Origin of the sequence: Endozoicomonas montiporae CL-33 (assembly GCF_001583435.1) — a bacterium.
Taxonomy (GTDB): domain Bacteria; phylum Pseudomonadota; class Gammaproteobacteria; order Pseudomonadales; family Endozoicomonadaceae; genus Endozoicomonas_A; species Endozoicomonas_A montiporae.
This window is the reverse complement of sequence record NZ_CP013251.1, coordinates 3,628,545-3,644,661: the sequence shown is the minus strand read 5'-3', so window position 1 is coordinate 3,644,661 and position 16,117 is coordinate 3,628,545. Positions and strand designations below refer to the sequence as shown.

The following is a 16,117-nucleotide window of genomic DNA, read 5'->3' as shown; positions in this document are numbered from 1 at the left end:
CTGAAAAATGGCAGTCGTTCCTGGCCGACAGAAGTTGATAACGGCTGGATTTCAGTTACCAGACGAACAAAGGATGTTTTTTGTACTGCGCTGCTCAAAATACAACCTGATTCGACTATCTACGAGCACAGTAATCTCTCATGCTTGGCATGATCAAAAGTAAACTGACGGGAGCCTGACTGAAAGGCTACTGACGATCTCTGGTCAGCAGAATTTTACCCAACCGCTTCAGGTTGCTGGCGACAACAGCCAGTGCGACATACCGCTCAAAGCCTTCTATCCCTTTATCCGGGCATTTGTCGAGACCATTCGCTTCCAGTGCGTTGATATCGGATTCAACGGCTGAGTGCTTCCTTCTTGCCCGGATAAATTCCGGGTGGCATTCCCGTTTTTTGTCATTGGCTGACAGCCTGCCTTTCTTGGGGAGAACCGGGCGTTCCAGAAGAACTTCCAACTTTTCAAGATTGCCCGGACTCCAGAAGCCTTTGTCGTAGCTCACCTGGCTTAATGTCGGGAACCGCTTTTTGGCAGCCTCGGCCATAGGTACTGTAACCTGGTCGTCTGTTTGTTTTTGCATGACCTGATGATGCAAAGTAAAACCGAACTGATCCTGCAACACGCAGACCCGTAACCCCAGTTCAACCGGAGTTCCGGCTTTGCCTTTGCTGATCCATTCTGTATGAGGCTCAAAGATTGAGAACACCTTCTCATTATGGGGAATCTGCTCATGTTCTATCACCCGTCGGTAAATCAGGTTTATCTGGTGACGGCTGTGGGCTATGTGGTATTTGAGGTTTTCCAGCCTTGGCTCATCCGGTTGTTTTTTCAACAGCAAGGACAAGGTCGTTTCAGCTTTGCGGACAATTGAAAGGCTGTACTTTATGTACTCAAGGTGAGCCATTTCAATGTCGTGCTGCCGCTGCTGTTGTTTCAGTTCACAGGTTGCGCTGGAATGCTTCAGGTTTCGAGCCTTGTTGTAGCGTTTGCGATGCTGGTCTTTAAGATATTTGCTCTGACGCCAGCCCGGAAGCTGGTACTGATTGGAGAGAGCGGATGCAAACTCAATGCTTTTACGGCAAGCGTCGCTCAGAAGGCTGATATCCGTGGGGAAATGGACATCGGTTTTGACTACGAAGGAATCGGCACGGCCATGTAGCGGCTCATCTTTTTTTTAACCAGCTGGTGACCTGCATCCACCGTGACCTGGTTAATCTGATCCAGTATCTCCGGTGTGAAGAGGCTGATGTTATCCTGCAATGTTTGTATGTGGTAGGAATGGGTACAATATGGGCCGTGACCGAGCATTTTCCGTAATGTCCCATGTTCATTAGCCAACTCTTGCAAGCGGTCATAGTCACAATTAGTGACAAGGCGCAGAGTGCCGAAAACCAGAATGTTCCAGAGGTCCATACCGGGACGACCGTTGTGCCGACTGGCAGGAATCATGTTCTCAAGCACCTGAAAAACCCTGTGTCGCAGATCAGGTGTTATCCAGATATGTTGCAGCCCCCGAAGCAGACGGGGAATGTCGTCTCTGGACTTGGGATTAAACGTGATGGCAGAGATATCAACTTCGCCCAACTGCATTTGTGGGTTGATGGTTTGGCGCATAAATGTGAAAACAGCTTGTTTTGGAAAATCTTCGAGTACTATATGGGGCTACAGGCTGCTGTTTTCAAGTGTTTGTGGGTTTTCGGACAGGCACTAATTATAGGAAATTGAAAGCATTATTCATCCACTAGTTTGGTAAACGCCGAAATAGCATCGGGGTCACCTTTCTTGATTTTATTAGCAATAATATGGTGAAAGAAATAACGGAAGTTTTCGTGTTCCTGAGCGGCGTAAAGGCATTCATCCCCCACCAGAATCGGTGTCATATCGACTTCTTCTTCATTGGCGACCATTGCGAGAATCCGGCCATCGTTAAACAATCGCCAACTGGTAACATGAACCAGCACAACGGTTTTGAAACTGTCTTCTGATAAAATCGCATGTGTGCCAATGTTGTCGTTTATTTCCTGAAGAATGATCTCAGGGTCTTCGCTTTCGATGTTGTAAAAATTGGCTGAACTTTCCAGTTCCAGTACTTTGTGCTCGGGAGGTTCGAAATAGGCCAGCTCGTGAAAACTGTCATAGTAACCTTCCCAGTGACCGTTCAGCGGGTCGTTTAACTCTCTGGCAGGCACCAGCCGGTTCAGCCAGGGAACCATGGCGTCAACGTTGCCATCTCTGGTCAGAGCCCAGCACAGAATTTTCATACTGAACAGTTTGCCGGGGTTGGCGTCGTTGCTGTACAGCATTTCCATACCGTCCATTTCCGGCGCCAGACGAATGATTTTGCTGGATTCGTTCTCATCAAGGGGCTTGCGGGTAAAGAGATCAATGACATTGGTATTCTCTACTGGCTTCTTATCCATAAATGCCCTGTCTCCTGAAACTGGCGTGGCGGAAAAGGAAAGCTGCTCACAGGGAAGACTATCGGCATTCAACAGGGGAAGTTAACGATGGGCAGGCATCAGGTTGCACTCGCTCAGTACGGCCTGCCAGGCAGAGGTATGACGCTTCACCGCTTGTTCAAGCTGGTACCAGACACTGTCCGGAGTGTTGTCAGAAGTGATCTGGTTCAGGTAATGCTGCATTGCAGGCGAAGGTGGTGCAGGCAATTGTTCAAGCAGGTGTTTCATGGCAGACCGCCATTCACTGCCTTCCCTGTAAATGCGACTCAGATAACCCTGAATCTGGCTGGCATAAAGCAGATGAAACACATTTTGTAATCGTTCGGCGGCAGGCATCAGTCTGCCATTCGGGCACAGCGGGCGCTGTTTCAGACGTGCTTCCAGCAGGTCGGCAACGGTATTCAGGGTTTCGGTCAGTTTAATAGCTGATCTAAGCAGTTGCCCACTGTAGTGCGAAGCGGTCAGCTGCTGCAACTGTCGCTCCATTTCAGAACGGCTGTAAGGCGGGGACAGAGTTTGGTCAGGCAGGTAACCATTCAGATAGAGCAGGGCATTCAGCGTTCCGGTTTTGCCGGTGTGCTCCTCAGGCAGAGACTCTGGTCTCAGCACCAGCTGGTCAGACAGTTCCACATTACCCAACAGGGCATTCCAGCGAATGGCGGGCAGTTGTTTCTGCTTTTGTTCACTGATGCTTTTAAGTTCTGGCAGTACCTCTGATTTTGGTTCGGTTTCCTGCAGATAATGGATACAGTCGCCCAGTTCATTCAACAGCTCTTTTTCATAGTGCAGTCGTTGGGAGGGCAGCATTTGCCGCCCCAGACTGCTGTTCCGGTAAGCCACGACCTTGCTCAGTCTCGGGCATTCCAACAGATTCAGGGCAGCCAGTGCTTTCATGCGGATATCGGGAATATCATAAATGCGCTGCTTCAGAGGCGGTAGAACCGGGTAGGTAAACTCCGCTTGAATCGGTGTCTCCATTTCTGTCACTCGACTGATCCGTTTCAGGTAGTCATCCAGTAAATGATCCGCAGGCGAACCCGGTTGGCAGCCGGACAGCAGGAACAATAAGAGCGCAGAAAGAAAACGAAACATGTTCAGAAATTCGACCAGATAATAAAAGTAGCCTACAACATCCTGTCATTAGTTAAAATTAATCGATTCCGGCCAATCCTTTTCAGCTTTTAAATAGGACGTTAGTATCGCTCCCTTTATGGATGGGTTTTCTGTTGTGATGAAATCTGAAGCTTCCGGGCAGGCTGCAAGCAGGCCGGCCATTAAAATTGTGGCAGATGAAAATATTCCCCTTGTACGGGAATGCTTTGCCGGATTGGGTGAGGTGATCACACTGCCCGGACGCAGTATCTGTGCCGATGATCTGGCCGATGCGGATGTGCTGGTTTCACGTTCGGTGACGAAGGTGAGCCGGGAGCTGGTGCAGAACAGTCGCCTGAAATTTGTTGGCACCTGCACCGCCGGTTTTGATCATGTGGATGTAGAAGCGCTCAATGAACTGGGTATTGGTTTTTCCAGTGCGCCGGGCTGTAATGCCCGATCGGTGGTGGAGTATGTGCTGTGCGCACTGGATATTCTGGCAGAGCGGGACGGTTATCGTATTACGGGAAGAACCGTGGGTATTGTTGGCAAGGGACAGGTCGGCGGGCGGCTTTTTCGTGCCCTGCAGGCGCTGGGAGTAAACGTCATTGCCAATGACCCTTTTCTGGAACCTGAAGCGGGTGTTGAACTGGTAGGGTTGAATGAGCTGATTGAACGATGCGATGTGATTGGGCTGCATACGCCTCTGACGACCACCGGCAGTCATCCGACCCATCACCTGCTCGGTGAATCTCAGCTGCTGGCGTTGAAGCATGGTACGGTTCTGATTAATGCCGGTCGTGGGGCTGTGGTTGATAACCGTGCATTGCTGAGTGTTTTGAAATCAAGAGATGATCTCAGTGTGGTGCTGGATGTCTGGGAACACGAACCGGACGTCGATCCGGAACTGCTGGAGCTGGTGGATATTGGTACACCGCATATTGCCGGTTACAGTCTGGACGGAAAAATCACCGGAACGGTTATGGTTTATCAGGCGTTGTGTCGCTTTCTTGGGCTTCCGGCCAGAGTCTCGCAACGGGATCTGACACCCCTGCCGCCATTGATGAAGCTTGATTTTACCGGCACCGTTGATGCCGATCAGGCGACGTCCGTCGCCATGCGTGCAACGTATGATATCCGTCGTGATGATGCCCTGATGCGTCGGCTATTGAAAATGGAGCCGGAGGCTCGCAGGCTGGCATTTGATTTTATGCGTAAGAATTATTCCGAACGTCGTGAGTTCAGCACGTTGAAAATTGATGCCCGGCGTTCAGAACAGGCAGTGCAGGAGCGGTTAGCCGCTCTGGGTTTTCATTTGCCGGATGAATAAGGTTCTTCTTGTTGTAGTTTCGCGGTAGAGTATTGGGCAGCCATGAATAAGGTGGCTGTTTTTGCAGACAATAACAATAATAATGGATCAATATCGTGGACTACATCGTTTATGCCATTCCGGTTTTTATGGTGCTGATCGCTATCGAGCTGATCGCTACTGTTGTCAGAAAAAAAGACTATTACCATTTCAGTGATGCGATCAATAGCCTGAGTGCAGGCATGGTCAGCATCACCTCCGGTATTCTCACCAAGGTCGTGATTGCAGGCGTTTATACCGGCTTCTACAGTGTGTTTGCCCTGTGGGAAATGAGTGCAGAGTCTTTGTGGGTTTGGGGGCTGGCCTTTGTATTCTATGATCTCTGTTACTACTGGACTCACCGCATGGGTCATGAAGTGAATATTCTCTGGGCCGCCCATGCCGTTCACCACCAGAGTGAAGAATACAATCTGACAACGGCATTGCGTCAGACCAGCAGTGGCTTCCTGTTTGGCTGGCTGTTTTATATTCCCATGGCGGTGGTGGGCATTCCGCCTGTGGTTTATCTCACGATTGGACTAATTAGCCTGTTGTACCAGTTCTGGGTTCATACCCGTCATGTGCCAAAACTGGGCTGGCTGGAGTGGATTTTTATCACTCCGTCAAACCATCGCGTGCATCACGCAAAGAATCGTCGTTATCTGGATAAGAACTACGGTGGAGTGTTTATTCTCTGGGATCGCCTGTTCGGAACCTTTGAGGAAGAAGATGAACAGTATGAGCCGATTCGCTACGGCACACTGAAACCGTTGCGCAGCTGGAACCCGGTGTGGGCGAACCTGCATTTGTATTCTGATATGTGGCAGGACTGCAAAGCCACCCGAAACTGGAAAGATAAATTAACGCTGTGGTTTCGCAGAACCGGTTACCGTCCGGCCGATGTCGCCAAACCCATGAAAATGCCGGACATTCATGCTTATGAGAATTATCAGCCACCTGTCTCTCAACCGCTTATGGTGTATGCCGGTTTTCATTTTGTCCTGATGATGTTGGCAACTCTGGCAATAATGGGCAGTTATCACCTGATGCCGTTGTGGTTTAATGCGATCTGGGTGGTGGTGTTTGTCATACAGTTACTGGTTATTGGCTGGCTGCTGGAAAAAAGACAGAAGCTGGTTATTCTTGAGTCGGTGCGTTTTGCTTCTGTAGCTATGGCTTTACTGGTCACTCACCTGCAGTTTCCGGTAGCTGCCAGCTTATGGTGGCTGTTAATAGTAGTCAGTGTTCCGTCGTTATTGATACTAAACAGAATTTGCAGCACTCAGGGGGCGGATGGCGGCAACAGTACTGAAGCTCATTTTCAGAAATCTTAACCGTCTGCTGGATCTGGCTCCGGCAGGTTTCCGGAGGATAGTATGTCAAAGCCCTTGCAGCTGTCTGTTTTGAGTCAAACGTTTTCGGTTCACCGTTTTGCCGTTGACAGTCAAGTTCCCGAGGCCGTGCTAAACAGTCACATATTTTCTGTTATGCGCATGGACGACGAGTTGTCGATTGTCTGTGAGTCGTCAATTAGCCTGAACTCGCAAGAGTCTGAAACAGACTGGTCGGCACTGAAAGTGACCGGCCCGCTGGATTTTTCACTTACAGGTATTCTGTCCGGGCTGGCCACGGCACTGGCAAACGCCAGTATCAGCCTGTTTGCTCTGTCAACATACGACACAGACTATGTGTTAGTGAAAACGAATCAGCTGGATAATGCCTGCACGGCATTAGTGAGTGCAGGCTATGAGGTTAGCCCCGCAGGTTAAATGTCTGCCACGCGTCCAGCATGGTCTTAAAATCATCCAGCCCGCATTCTGCGCAGAGTTCCTGATCGTAAAAGTCCATGTCGTCGTCTTCCGGCATATCTTCACAGTCCTCTTCGGGCAGGACGGTTGAGCGGACGGAGGCATCTGTGCGTGTCAGTCTCAGGTTAAATTCCTGACCCGGCAGGTTAAACTCCCAGCACTCCTTAGTCTGTAAGGCCGTGATGGCGCTGAATAATGATTCCAGCCTGTCGGCCCGGGCGGCAGGCTCTGCCAGCAGCCAGCTGCCCATGGCTTCATGACCCATTGAGAACCGGGCTTCTACTCGACCTGTCAGATCGCGACGAAATTCGTACTCCATAGTGTTTCCGGGAATGTTAATTCGCTGTTGATTCAAAAGGCGCAAAATTGTACTGGTTGAACCAGCAAAGCCGAATAGGTAAAAAAACGGTTTATAACCGTTTCGGGCTGAACCAGAAACGACGGTTAAACGGCAGTATCCATGAAGAACCGATGGCAGCGAGCAGCGCTTCCGGATGGTACTGGCGCAACTGTTGACGAACCTGTTGTTCCTGAGGTTTGTGAACGTCCACCATAATGAGATGTTTGCCCTGCTCTATGTCGTCATGAAACTGGGCAATTTTGTAGTTATCCCGCATTGCACCTGCCAGACCACCACTCCAGGCACCAAACAGTGTCATAACACCTGCCACCATCAGCAGTACCAGTGGCGGCACAGGTTCAGAGATAAACGGCAGCAGGTGATGCAAAATAAATGCCGTGACCAGACCGAGGATTCCGCCCAGAATGGCACCCAGTTCCCCGGAGTGAATAACATCGTTCTGCTGAAACAGATTGGCACTGTGAATATGGCGATGATAAAGACCGGCTTCATTCTTGCTGAGTACATGAATATGCCAGTCAGTAACACCTGTGTGATGCAGGTCTTCACTGATCTGGCTGACACTGTTAAGCGTGCCGGTCAGATAATACAGACGTTTCATGCTGACCTCCTGCGGTACGGCATGCAAGACGGATTGAAAAATTATAGAGCACTGGCAGGAAGGCAAAGTCTTGTTGATACTTAGAAATATTAACGTTCAAAGCAGCGCAGCAGGGCAGCGAGATGAAACAGGTCAAAGTCAGTGTTGGAAAAAAGGGAAGTCATGATGAACAGGGTCAGCTCAACGGCATTGATGCAGAGCTGAGATCAACGCTGGAACGATTGAAAAAGAAAGGACTGAACCCGATGCAGATGTGCAACAAACTGATTGAGCACGAGGTCGCAGCACCGGGTGGCTTGGCCTGGAGTTACGATCTTGTGGTGTCTGAGTGCAAGCGGCTGAAAGTATAACGTCATTTTTTGAGATGACTGAAAAGGCCTGGGAGATAATGGTGATAAGGTCACGGTGCACCACCGGATAAAAGTAGTTTGTGACGTTTGTTTTTTCCATGGAAGAAATAACTCAGGACAATAGTCATCATGTGGTCTACTTTTTTTCTGTCCTCTAGGTGTTTTTAAAGTGGTCATTTGAAATGTTTAAGAAGTCATTTTTTAAAGTTTTATTCGGTTTTGCATTGCTCATTAGTATGTCTTCTCTTACTCATGCAACAGGGCCAAACCCGCCTGTGAGCATTCAAGTAACTAAGTTCATATTAAAAACTGGTGAAGCAGGCGGTAAAGCGGTGAAAGGGTTGCTTGCGACGGCTATGTACAAAACTGGGGAAGTTATGAAGTTTCTCTACGATCCAGAGAAACAGACTGCGGATGGTAATTATGATATCATCACGGTTGATGGTGGCTCAGAGGCTAATCTCGCATCTAAAACAGTAAACGTTATTACAGATGGTGTTTCAACTGCCTATAACTATATATTTGCAAACGCCGAGTTGTCTCTAGATTCTAACGCATTGAATGGTGCGTACAAAGCTCTAGTGGATGCGGCGAGTAGCGCACTAGAGAACTCTGAATAATTAGGAGTAGTAGTTTAAATTAAGAGAAAGGCGGATAGAGCCACCTTTCTCTTAATTAGTCTTACTTTATTGAGTTTTACCCTTACGAAGCAACGCCTGAAACCGCCTCTGTTTCTCTTCCGCACTCAGCTGTGGCACCACTTCTTCCTGATGGTTAACCAGCGGGCTGTAATCCAGCGGCGGCAGGTCTTCAGGGCTGGAGTCAGATTGAGCAGCCGGTTTGCTCTGCTGTTCTAGCTGTAGCAGATGGCCATCCATTACGTCCAGAGCTTCCAGCAAACCATCGTGTTCATGGTCAGTATCATCCAGCTGCTGTAACTTCGTGACTATATTATCGCGAATCTGGCGAATACGTTCCGGAGACGTTTTGTGCTGATTGGCTTCAAGCCATTTTCTGGCAGATTCGCCATTGGTTGCCATACTCGATCCTGTCATTTACAACTTTCAGAGCTATCTTACGCACCGTTTCGGAAAATACCAACCTGTAGTGATCAGTGCATGTACGTAAAATTTGCCGATTTACCTGACACACTGATGATGGGGTTTTTTCGGGAGATAATTTTGCTCTCCGGCTATAACAATGCAAGAAGTTAATATTCATACACCTGTGTTAACCAAACGTTTGCAGCAACTTCTGCACAAGCCTGCGCCGGGTGTACCTTTTGTACGCATCGAGCAGCCTGTACCTGTGTGCAACCTGTTAACCTGGCTGGAACACCAGAACGCCCACTTACAGCGCTCTTACTGGCGTGACCGGGACGCTGATATAGAAATTGCGACCTTGGGGCAGTGCTGGAAAATGCCCATTCCATCGAGGCAGGAGCTGTCGAAGGCTACGAATACGGTTCAGCGCCTGATAAACGACTCCGGTCATTGGGCGGAAAAAGCCCGTTCACTGTTGTGGCTGTCGTTTTCGGATGTGGATCGTATGGTCTGGCCGACATTTGGCTACGGATGTGTTTATCTGCCCGGCATTGAGATGCAACTTACCCGAAAAGGGGCGACACTGGCCTGTTATATTCAGGCTGGTACGGACGAACTCTGGCAATCAGGTATTCGCAGTACATTGAAGCAGTTGGACGCTATTAACTGGCAGGTGACCGGAGCGCGGGAAGCGTATCAGCTTGGGCCCGTTCAGTATCAGCCGGATCAGGCTGGCTGGAATGGCAATATTGCTAAAGCAACCCGCGCCTTTGCAGCGGGTGAGATGCAGAAAGTTGTACTCTCCCGTTCCGCTTCTCTCACCATTGAAGGTGTTTTCAGTCCGTGGCGGCTGTTGCAGCGCTGGCGTACCGCTAATCCTCGCTCGTATGTTTTTGCCGTTGAAGCCAAATGTGGCGATCTGTTTTTTGGCTGCACGCCGGAGCGGCTGATGGCTCGTCGCGGGCGGGTGCTTCATACAGAAGCACTGGCGGGTACTACGCCCAGAGGGGGCACCCGTGAAGAAGATAAGGTGCTGGAGCAGACGCTGTTGAGTGATCGCAAAAATATTCATGAAAACCGGCTGGTGCTGAATGATATACGTGAGCGACTGGGTGTTTTGTGTCAGTCGCTGGAAGCAGACCGGAGTCATTCCGTGGTCAAACTCAAGTCAATTCAGCATTTGCGTTATCTGATCCGGGGCGTGCTTCATGCCGGAGTGACCGATGCGCAGCTACTGACAGCTCTGCACCCAACGCCCGCTGTGGGCGGCACCAGTCGTGAAGTGGCTATGTCATTTATTGAACAGCGCGAAGGTTATGCCCGTGGGCTCTATGCAGGCGTTTTTGGCATTGTCTCACCGGAGCATACCGAGATGGCGGTGACTATTCGTTCCGGCCTGTTACGAAGGTTGTCAGACAATCTGCAACAACTGTCGTTGTTTTCCGGTGGTGGCATTGTTCAGGGTTCTGTTGCCGCTGAAGAATGGCAGGAACTGAACAATAAGCTGGCTACCGTGTATTCCCTGTTAAAGGATGCAGAGCAGGAAACTGTTGCGCTCTGAAAACAGCAAACATAAGTACTCCACCTCAATTAGCTTTTGTGTGAATCTGTTGATGAAATTTCCAACCCGGCATCCCAATCTGAATAGCTTATGGTCTGCACTGCTGCTGGAAGAACTCTGGCGGCTGGGCGTGGAGCATGTCTGTATCGCTCCGGGTTCGCGCTCGGCACCTTTGACCCTGGCGGCGGCTGTTCACCCTCATCTGCAACAACACGTTCATTTTGATGAGCGGGGGCTGGCTTTCTTTGCCCTTGGGTTGGCAAAGAGCAGTGGCAGACCGGTTGCAGTGATTACCACATCGGGAACGGCTGTACCCAATCTGTATCCGGCGATTGTCGAGGCACGACAGTCGGGTGTGCCGCTGGTGATCATCACGGCCGATCGGCCGCCAGAGCTGATTGACTGTGGTGCCAACCAGGCCATTGAACAGCAAGATATTTTTTCCGGTTATCCGGGCGCAACGATTCGGCTGCCAACGCCCAGTCTGGATATTCCTGCTAACTGGTTATTGACCAGTATTGATCAGGCTTATGCCCGTTCCTGTCGGCAAGGTTTGCCATTGCACATTAACTGTATGTTCAGGGAGCCGCTGTATCCGTACAAGAGTGATGAGGATTATTCTCTTTATCTGGCTGAAACCACTCGCTGGACCGAGTCCGATGCGGCTCATACCGAATATGAACTACACGGCGATGGCGGTTTGAATGCCAGTCCTGTGCCCTGGTCCGAGTTTATGTCTGGCAAGGGATTAGTGGTCGTAGGTCGTTTAAGAACCAGTGACGATGTAGAAGCGGTGTTAGCTCTGGCGCAAAGGCTGGGCTGGCCGGTGCTGGCCGATATTCAGTCTCAGCTGCACGGACACCCAGCTGTGATTCCACACTGCGACTTGCTGCTGTCATCCCGCTCTGGCAGAGCATTAATGTGTCAGGCGGATCGTGTTTTCCAGATTGGCGGACATCTTATTTCCAAACGACTGGATCGTTTTCTTGGTAGTCATCGCTGGCAGCACTATTACATGCTGGGGCGGGAAATCAGGCGGATGGATACCGGACACTCGCAGACCTATCGTATGGTGGGCAATATTGGCAGGATCTGCCATCAGCTGGCGCAGTTGCATTCCGCTTCAGATGCTCCCTTGCTGCCAGACTGGCTGGAAGCATTCCGGATGCTGGGACAAAAAGTGTCTACTGTCGTACGACATCAGCAGGTTGAAGAGCTATCGGAAAGCTGGATTGGTACTCATCTTTCAGCACTGCTGCCTGAAGAGGCTTCGTTGTTTATTGGTAATAGCTTACCCATACGTCTGATGGATATGTTTTCTGCCCACCGCTCCTATGGTGTCTACACTAATCGGGGTGCCAGTGGCATTGACGGGTTGGTAGCAACTGCTGCCGGGTGTTGTGTGGCAACGAAAAAGCCACTGGTTTTGCTGGTGGGTGATATTTCGTTTCTGCATGACCTGAATTCTTTACAGTTGGTCAGGCAGCTTGATGTGCCTATGTTGATTGTGTTGCTTAATAACGACGGGGGCGGCATTTTTAATCTGCTGCCTTTGGCAAAGGGCGATTCGGCCATCAAGCATCAGGCTATTGATTATTTCACAACACCGCACGGTCTGGATGCCCGTTACGCAGCGGCAATGTTTGGTATAGAGTACCGGTGCCCGGAGTCCACTGCGGCTTTCAAAGAGGCTGTTGAGCTGTCGTTGCAAAGTCCCGGGTGTACCCTGCTTGAAGTTAAAACGGCACCGGGGGAAGCTGCCTGTGACATCAGTCAGATCATTACCCGGGTAGAGGAGTTGTAATGAATAATCTTGCTTATCGAACCTGGGGTATTCGGGGGCGTCCTGCCCTGGTATTGCTGCATGGTTTTCTGGGAGACAGTGAAGACTGGCTGCCTCTGGTGTCGCTGCTGGAAGATGATTTTTATCTTGTTGCTGTTGATCTCCCCGGCCATGCTAAAAGCCGGAGCATTGAATTACCGGACAACAATGCTTTTACTGCTTTCAGCGATATTCTGGATCTGACCCTGCAGCAGCTGGATCTCAAGCGCTACAGCCTTCTGGGTTATTCACTGGGTGGTCGTCTGGCGCTATTGCACAGTCTGAGCCATGGTGACCGGGTTGAACAGTTGCTGCTGGAATCCTGCCATCCGGGTCTTGAGTCCGAGACTGACCGTTCCATCCGCAGGCAGACTGATCAGGAATGGGCGGAACGGTTTCGTACAGAGCCGCTGGACGAGGTTTTACAACGCTGGTATCACCAGCCCGTGTTTGCTGACCTGAACAGCCAGCAGCGACAGGCTCTGATGGCGCATCGTCTGGGTGTGAATCAGGATGGACAACATCTGGGTGATATTCTGGACCACTGCAGTTTGTCCCGGCAACCTGCCTGCTGGGGACGGATGGAAGACGTTTCATTTCCTGTTCACTATTTTTACGGTGAACGGGATTTGAAATTTGCTGAGATTGCCTTGCGATTGCACAAGTCTGGCAGTTTGTCCGGTCTGCACAAAATAGCAGCGGCAGGTCACAACGTTCATTGTGAGCAGCCTTCGGGGATGGCTGATGTTATCAGGCAGCAGTTGAGTCATGTCGATGCGCACGAGTGCCAAGTGAACGATTTCAAAGTGAAAGAGAAAGGGTAAGGGCAAGATGGAAATCATTGGTGCCCGCCTGTATCAATACAATCTGCCGCTGGCCTGGCCATTACCGCTGAAAGGCACCAAGCTGAATGCACGACAGGGGCTGGTTCTTGAGCTGAAGGTAAACGACGATGGTTTTGGGGTTGGTTATCTCTATGGTGAAGCAGCGCCTCTTCCTGATTTCAGCTCTGAAAGTCTTGATGAGGCGCGCCAGCAACTCGGTGCGCTGATGTCTTCTCTGCTGGGTCAGCAGGTTGATCCGGAGTCGTTCAATAGTCAGGAATGGTGTGGGCAGCCGGTTTACCCTTCGGTTGCTTTTGCTCTGGAATCGGCGATTTCATTGCCCGCTATTCTGGCAGATGATCCTGAAACAGAGTTACCGGTAGCGCCGCTGTTAACCGGATCAACTGCCGACATGCTGCAGTGTATTGACGACTGGTCATCGTGCTGGCCCGCAGCCTTTAAGCTGAAAGTGGCGAGGGGTGAACTGAAGTCAGACATTTATCGAACCCGGCAGTTATTGGACGCTTTGCCTGAAACAGTTTGTCTGAAACTGGATGCTAACCGGCGCTGGTCTGTAGAGCAGGCGGTTAAATTTGTTGATCATATTGATCCTGCCCGAATCGCTTATATTGAAGAGCCGGTGAATAATGCCTCTGGCAGTTTTATTGCCAGCCAGCAGGCTTTTTATAAAGCAACCAAGATGCCGTTTGCCTGGGATGAGACTCTACAAAACCCGGAGTTTGAATTTGCTCCCCAGTCTGGTCTTGCCGCTTTGGTGATCAAGCCAACGCTGGTGGGCGGTATCCGCCGCTGTGAATCTCTGGTTAATGCCGGCAGAGACGCAGGTGTTCACTGTGTTGTCAGTTCTTCTTTTGAATCCGTGCTGGGTGTCAATACCCTGTCGGCGCTGGCACGAGTCTGGACTCCCCGGGAAGCGGCCGGACTGGATACGCTGAATGCTTTTAAGCATCACCTGTTTGATGATTCGGTTGCGCTCTGGCAGCGGCTGCCTGATCACGTATTACAGCAAATGGAATTGTTATGACTGAATGTCCTTTACGCAAGATAGCCCTGATCTCTCCTGATCACAGGGTGATGCAGATAAATGATCGCCCCGTTTCTGCCCTGCAGCTGGATGTCTGGGTTGAGGCTTATCGTCAACAGCTGGCGCCCGAGCTGAGCATTGGGGATCGGCTGTTGGTGTTGCTGCAGAACAAAGTGGAAACCGTGGTGGTGATTCTGGCCTGCCTGCGCTCCGGATGGGTGTATTGCCCGGTCAACCCTGCACATCCGGAATCGCGGATATTGGAATACGCCGACAGGGTAGGCGCTCAAGCGTATGTCAGCGATAACCGTTTTCATGGGAACGCATTGCAACAGGTTGGGAAACCTGAATTGTTAGCCAGCCCGGTCAGTGTGAAGACAGACATCCCAGTGGATAACGACAGGATATTTGACCTGATACCAACGTCCGGCACCACTGGTGTTCCTAAAGCCGTGGCGCACAGTCTGGATAATCATTTATTCAGTGCCAGAGGCTCTGCGGCTTTGATTGAACTGACCGCTGAAGATGGCTGGCTGTTGTCTCTGCCTCTATTTCATGTTGGCGGCTTTAGTATTGTCATACGTTGCCTGCTGGCGGGTGCAGCGATTTTGATTGATCAACAGGGTTTGCCATTATCTCAGCTGCTGATGTCACTGCCTGTCACCCATAGTTCAATGGTGAATACCCAGCTGCAGCAGATTGTGGTGAGTCAGGGTATGGATCTGGCAGAAACCGGGCTGAAATATATTTTGCTTGGTGGTGGTGTCGCGTCAGCCTCTTTGGTCAGACGGGTTCAGGATAGAAAGATCAGAGTGCTGACCACCTATGGAATGACCGAGATGAGTTCTCAGGTTTGTACAGGCGTACCAATTTTCACTCCGGAAGGGGTGACATCCGGAGATGTTCTTCCTTTTCGTCGGGTCAAAATAGCCGACGACGGTGAAATTCTGGTGGCAGGAAAACCTTTGTGCCTGGGGTATTACAGTCAATCGGATGAAAAGTCGGGCAGAGTGACATCTGTGGCAGACGATGAGGGCTGGTTTCATACCGGTGATCTGGGGGAATGGTATGAGAGCCAGCTGCGTGTTCTTGGCCGAAAGGACAATATGATGATCTCCGGGGGAGAAAATATTCATCCTGAAGAGATCGAACAGGCGTTATTGACCTGCAAAGGGGTTCTACAGGCTGTGGTCGTCGCCGTTGCTGATGAGAAGTTTGGTCAGCGACCTTTTGCATTTGTTCAAATGGTCAATGAAACCGTTGATGAAACGTTTACAAAAGGTTATCTGGCAGGCAAGATAGCACGTTTCAAGATACCGGATCACATTGTTCCCTTGCCGGAAAAGCTGCCTCCGGAGTTTTCCGGCCAGACACTTTTTTCGGGTATCAAACCTAACCGCCGCTTGCTTCAGGCACTGGCTGAATGTCACCTTTCTTAGGCGGATTTCTGGTCAATCAGTGGTTTTATTGCAGCTATTCAGGTTTTGTTCTACGTGAAAATGCGTAATCTGACTCGTATTTTTCTATGGTTGCAGGCATAATTATTTTCCCGGAGACAAGAGAGTGTTCTCGACCAGTCATGAGCGTTGACCATGATTTGGAGATTTTTCCGGAAAATACAACGGATAAGTACCTGGCCACAGGGCTGGGGCTTAAGGTAGACCCGTCGCTGATTGAGATAGTGAATGTTCAGTGTGCAGGCGAAGCATCGAATTATGAAGTACCAGATGACCAGAGAACAGCATAACACTATTCATCATCCAGCCAGATATCATGTAACGAGTGTCAGTAGAGCGGGCTCCGGTA

Annotated in this window: 17 protein-coding genes; 11 read left to right on the top strand and 6 right to left on the bottom strand. The window is 50.3% G+C overall.

From position 1 onward, the window contains the following. Positions 1-187 precede the first annotated feature (187 nt). From EZMO1_RS25760 to EZMO1_RS16675, 3 genes are all read right to left on the bottom strand, one after another. A protein-coding gene (locus EZMO1_RS25760) for an ISNCY family transposase (RefSeq protein ID WP_244886705.1) occupies positions 188-1,611 on the bottom strand; the annotation gives its coding sequence in 2 pieces (ribosomal slippage) (positions 188-1,167 and positions 1,167-1,611; 1,425 coding nt in all). Between the two features lie 116 nt (positions 1,612-1,727). Next, on the bottom strand, positions 1,728-2,417 hold the full coding sequence (locus tag EZMO1_RS16680; protein ID WP_034877015.1) for a hypothetical protein: 690 nt from the start codon (positions 2,415-2,417) through the stop codon (positions 1,728-1,730). 81 nt (positions 2,418-2,498) lie between these two features. Next, positions 2,499-3,548 carry a DUF3080 family protein gene (locus tag EZMO1_RS16675; RefSeq protein WP_034877017.1) on the bottom strand — a complete coding sequence of 350 codons (1,050 nt, stop codon included), beginning with the start codon at positions 3,546-3,548 and terminating at the stop codon, positions 2,499-2,501. A 190-nt stretch (positions 3,549-3,738) separates the two neighbouring features. Between EZMO1_RS16675 and pdxB the strand changes: the two genes are divergently transcribed. The 3 genes from pdxB to EZMO1_RS16660 all read left to right on the top strand — a co-directional run bounded on the left by pdxB (position 3,739) and on the right by EZMO1_RS16660 (position 6,665). Then, on the top strand, positions 3,739-4,878 hold the full coding sequence (gene pdxB, locus EZMO1_RS16670; RefSeq protein ID WP_244886704.1) for a 4-phosphoerythronate dehydrogenase PdxB: 1,140 nt from the start codon (positions 3,739-3,741) through the stop codon (positions 4,876-4,878). 95 nt (positions 4,879-4,973) lie between these two features. Next, a complete protein-coding gene (locus EZMO1_RS16665; RefSeq protein WP_051790112.1) occupies positions 4,974-6,230 on the top strand; it encodes a sterol desaturase family protein in 1,257 nt (418 codons plus the stop codon). A gap of 42 nt (positions 6,231-6,272) precedes the next feature. Then, positions 6,273-6,665, top strand: a complete 393-nt coding sequence (locus tag EZMO1_RS16660) for an ACT domain-containing protein (protein WP_034877019.1) — start codon at positions 6,273-6,275, stop codon at positions 6,663-6,665. On the opposite strand, the gene EZMO1_RS16655 is transcribed toward EZMO1_RS16660, so the two are convergent. Beyond that, positions 6,649-7,023 (bottom strand): YacL family protein, encoded by a 375-nt coding sequence (locus EZMO1_RS16655; protein ID WP_034877021.1) that lies wholly within the window; start codon positions 7,021-7,023, stop codon positions 6,649-6,651. The two genes, EZMO1_RS16660 and EZMO1_RS16655, sit on opposite strands and share 17 nt — an antisense overlap. A 91-nt stretch (positions 7,024-7,114) precedes the next feature. Further along, positions 7,115-7,666 (bottom strand): hypothetical protein, encoded by a 552-nt coding sequence (locus EZMO1_RS16650; RefSeq protein ID WP_051790115.1) that lies wholly within the window; start codon positions 7,664-7,666, stop codon positions 7,115-7,117. A 122-nt stretch (positions 7,667-7,788) separates the two neighbouring features. Between EZMO1_RS16650 and EZMO1_RS16645 the strand changes: the two genes are divergently transcribed. Continuing rightward, positions 7,789-8,016, top strand: coding sequence for a hypothetical protein (locus EZMO1_RS16645; RefSeq protein WP_034877023.1), 228 nt, complete (start codon positions 7,789-7,791; stop codon positions 8,014-8,016). Between the two features lie 182 nt (positions 8,017-8,198). Further along, positions 8,199-8,636 (top strand): hypothetical protein, encoded by a 438-nt coding sequence (locus EZMO1_RS16640; RefSeq protein ID WP_034877025.1) that lies wholly within the window; start codon positions 8,199-8,201, stop codon positions 8,634-8,636. A 66-nt stretch (positions 8,637-8,702) separates the two neighbouring features. Here the strand turns inward: EZMO1_RS16640 and EZMO1_RS16635 are convergent, their stop codons facing one another. Then, a complete protein-coding gene (locus tag EZMO1_RS16635) occupies positions 8,703-9,056 on the bottom strand; it encodes a hypothetical protein (RefSeq protein ID WP_034877027.1) in 354 nt (117 codons plus the stop codon). Positions 9,057-9,216: 160 nt separating this feature from the next. Here EZMO1_RS16635 and EZMO1_RS16630 point away from each other — a divergent pair, with 160 nt between their 5' ends. The 6 genes from EZMO1_RS16630 (at position 9,217) to EZMO1_RS26925 (ending at position 16,058) form a co-directional block, all read left to right on the top strand. Then, the gene (locus tag EZMO1_RS16630; protein ID WP_051790118.1) at positions 9,217-10,620 is read left to right on the top strand and encodes an isochorismate synthase; all 1,404 of its coding nucleotides are present in this window, start codon (positions 9,217-9,219) and stop codon (positions 10,618-10,620) included. Positions 10,621-10,672: 52 nt separating this feature from the next. Next, a complete protein-coding gene (menD, locus tag EZMO1_RS16625) occupies positions 10,673-12,424 on the top strand; it encodes a 2-succinyl-5-enolpyruvyl-6-hydroxy-3-cyclohexene-1-carboxylic-acid synthase (protein WP_034877596.1) in 1,752 nt (583 codons plus the stop codon). After that, the gene (gene menH, locus EZMO1_RS16620; RefSeq protein WP_051790121.1) at positions 12,424-13,266 is read left to right on the top strand and encodes a 2-succinyl-6-hydroxy-2,4-cyclohexadiene-1-carboxylate synthase; all 843 of its coding nucleotides are present in this window, start codon (positions 12,424-12,426) and stop codon (positions 13,264-13,266) included. The genes menD and menH overlap by 1 nt, the downstream gene beginning before the upstream one ends. A 7-nt stretch (positions 13,267-13,273) precedes the next feature. Beyond that, positions 13,274-14,311: an o-succinylbenzoate synthase gene (gene menC / locus EZMO1_RS16615; RefSeq protein ID WP_051790123.1), complete on the top strand. Its 1,038-nt coding sequence runs from the start codon at positions 13,274-13,276 to the stop codon at positions 14,309-14,311. Then, positions 14,308-15,750, top strand: coding sequence for an o-succinylbenzoate--CoA ligase (gene menE, locus EZMO1_RS16610; protein ID WP_034877030.1), 1,443 nt, complete (start codon positions 14,308-14,310; stop codon positions 15,748-15,750). Before menC ends, menE begins: the two co-directional genes overlap by 4 nt. Before the next feature lie 140 nt (positions 15,751-15,890). Beyond that, positions 15,891-16,058, top strand: coding sequence for a hypothetical protein (locus EZMO1_RS26925; protein WP_160174081.1), 168 nt, complete (start codon positions 15,891-15,893; stop codon positions 16,056-16,058). Positions 16,059-16,117: the final 59 nt, after the last annotated feature.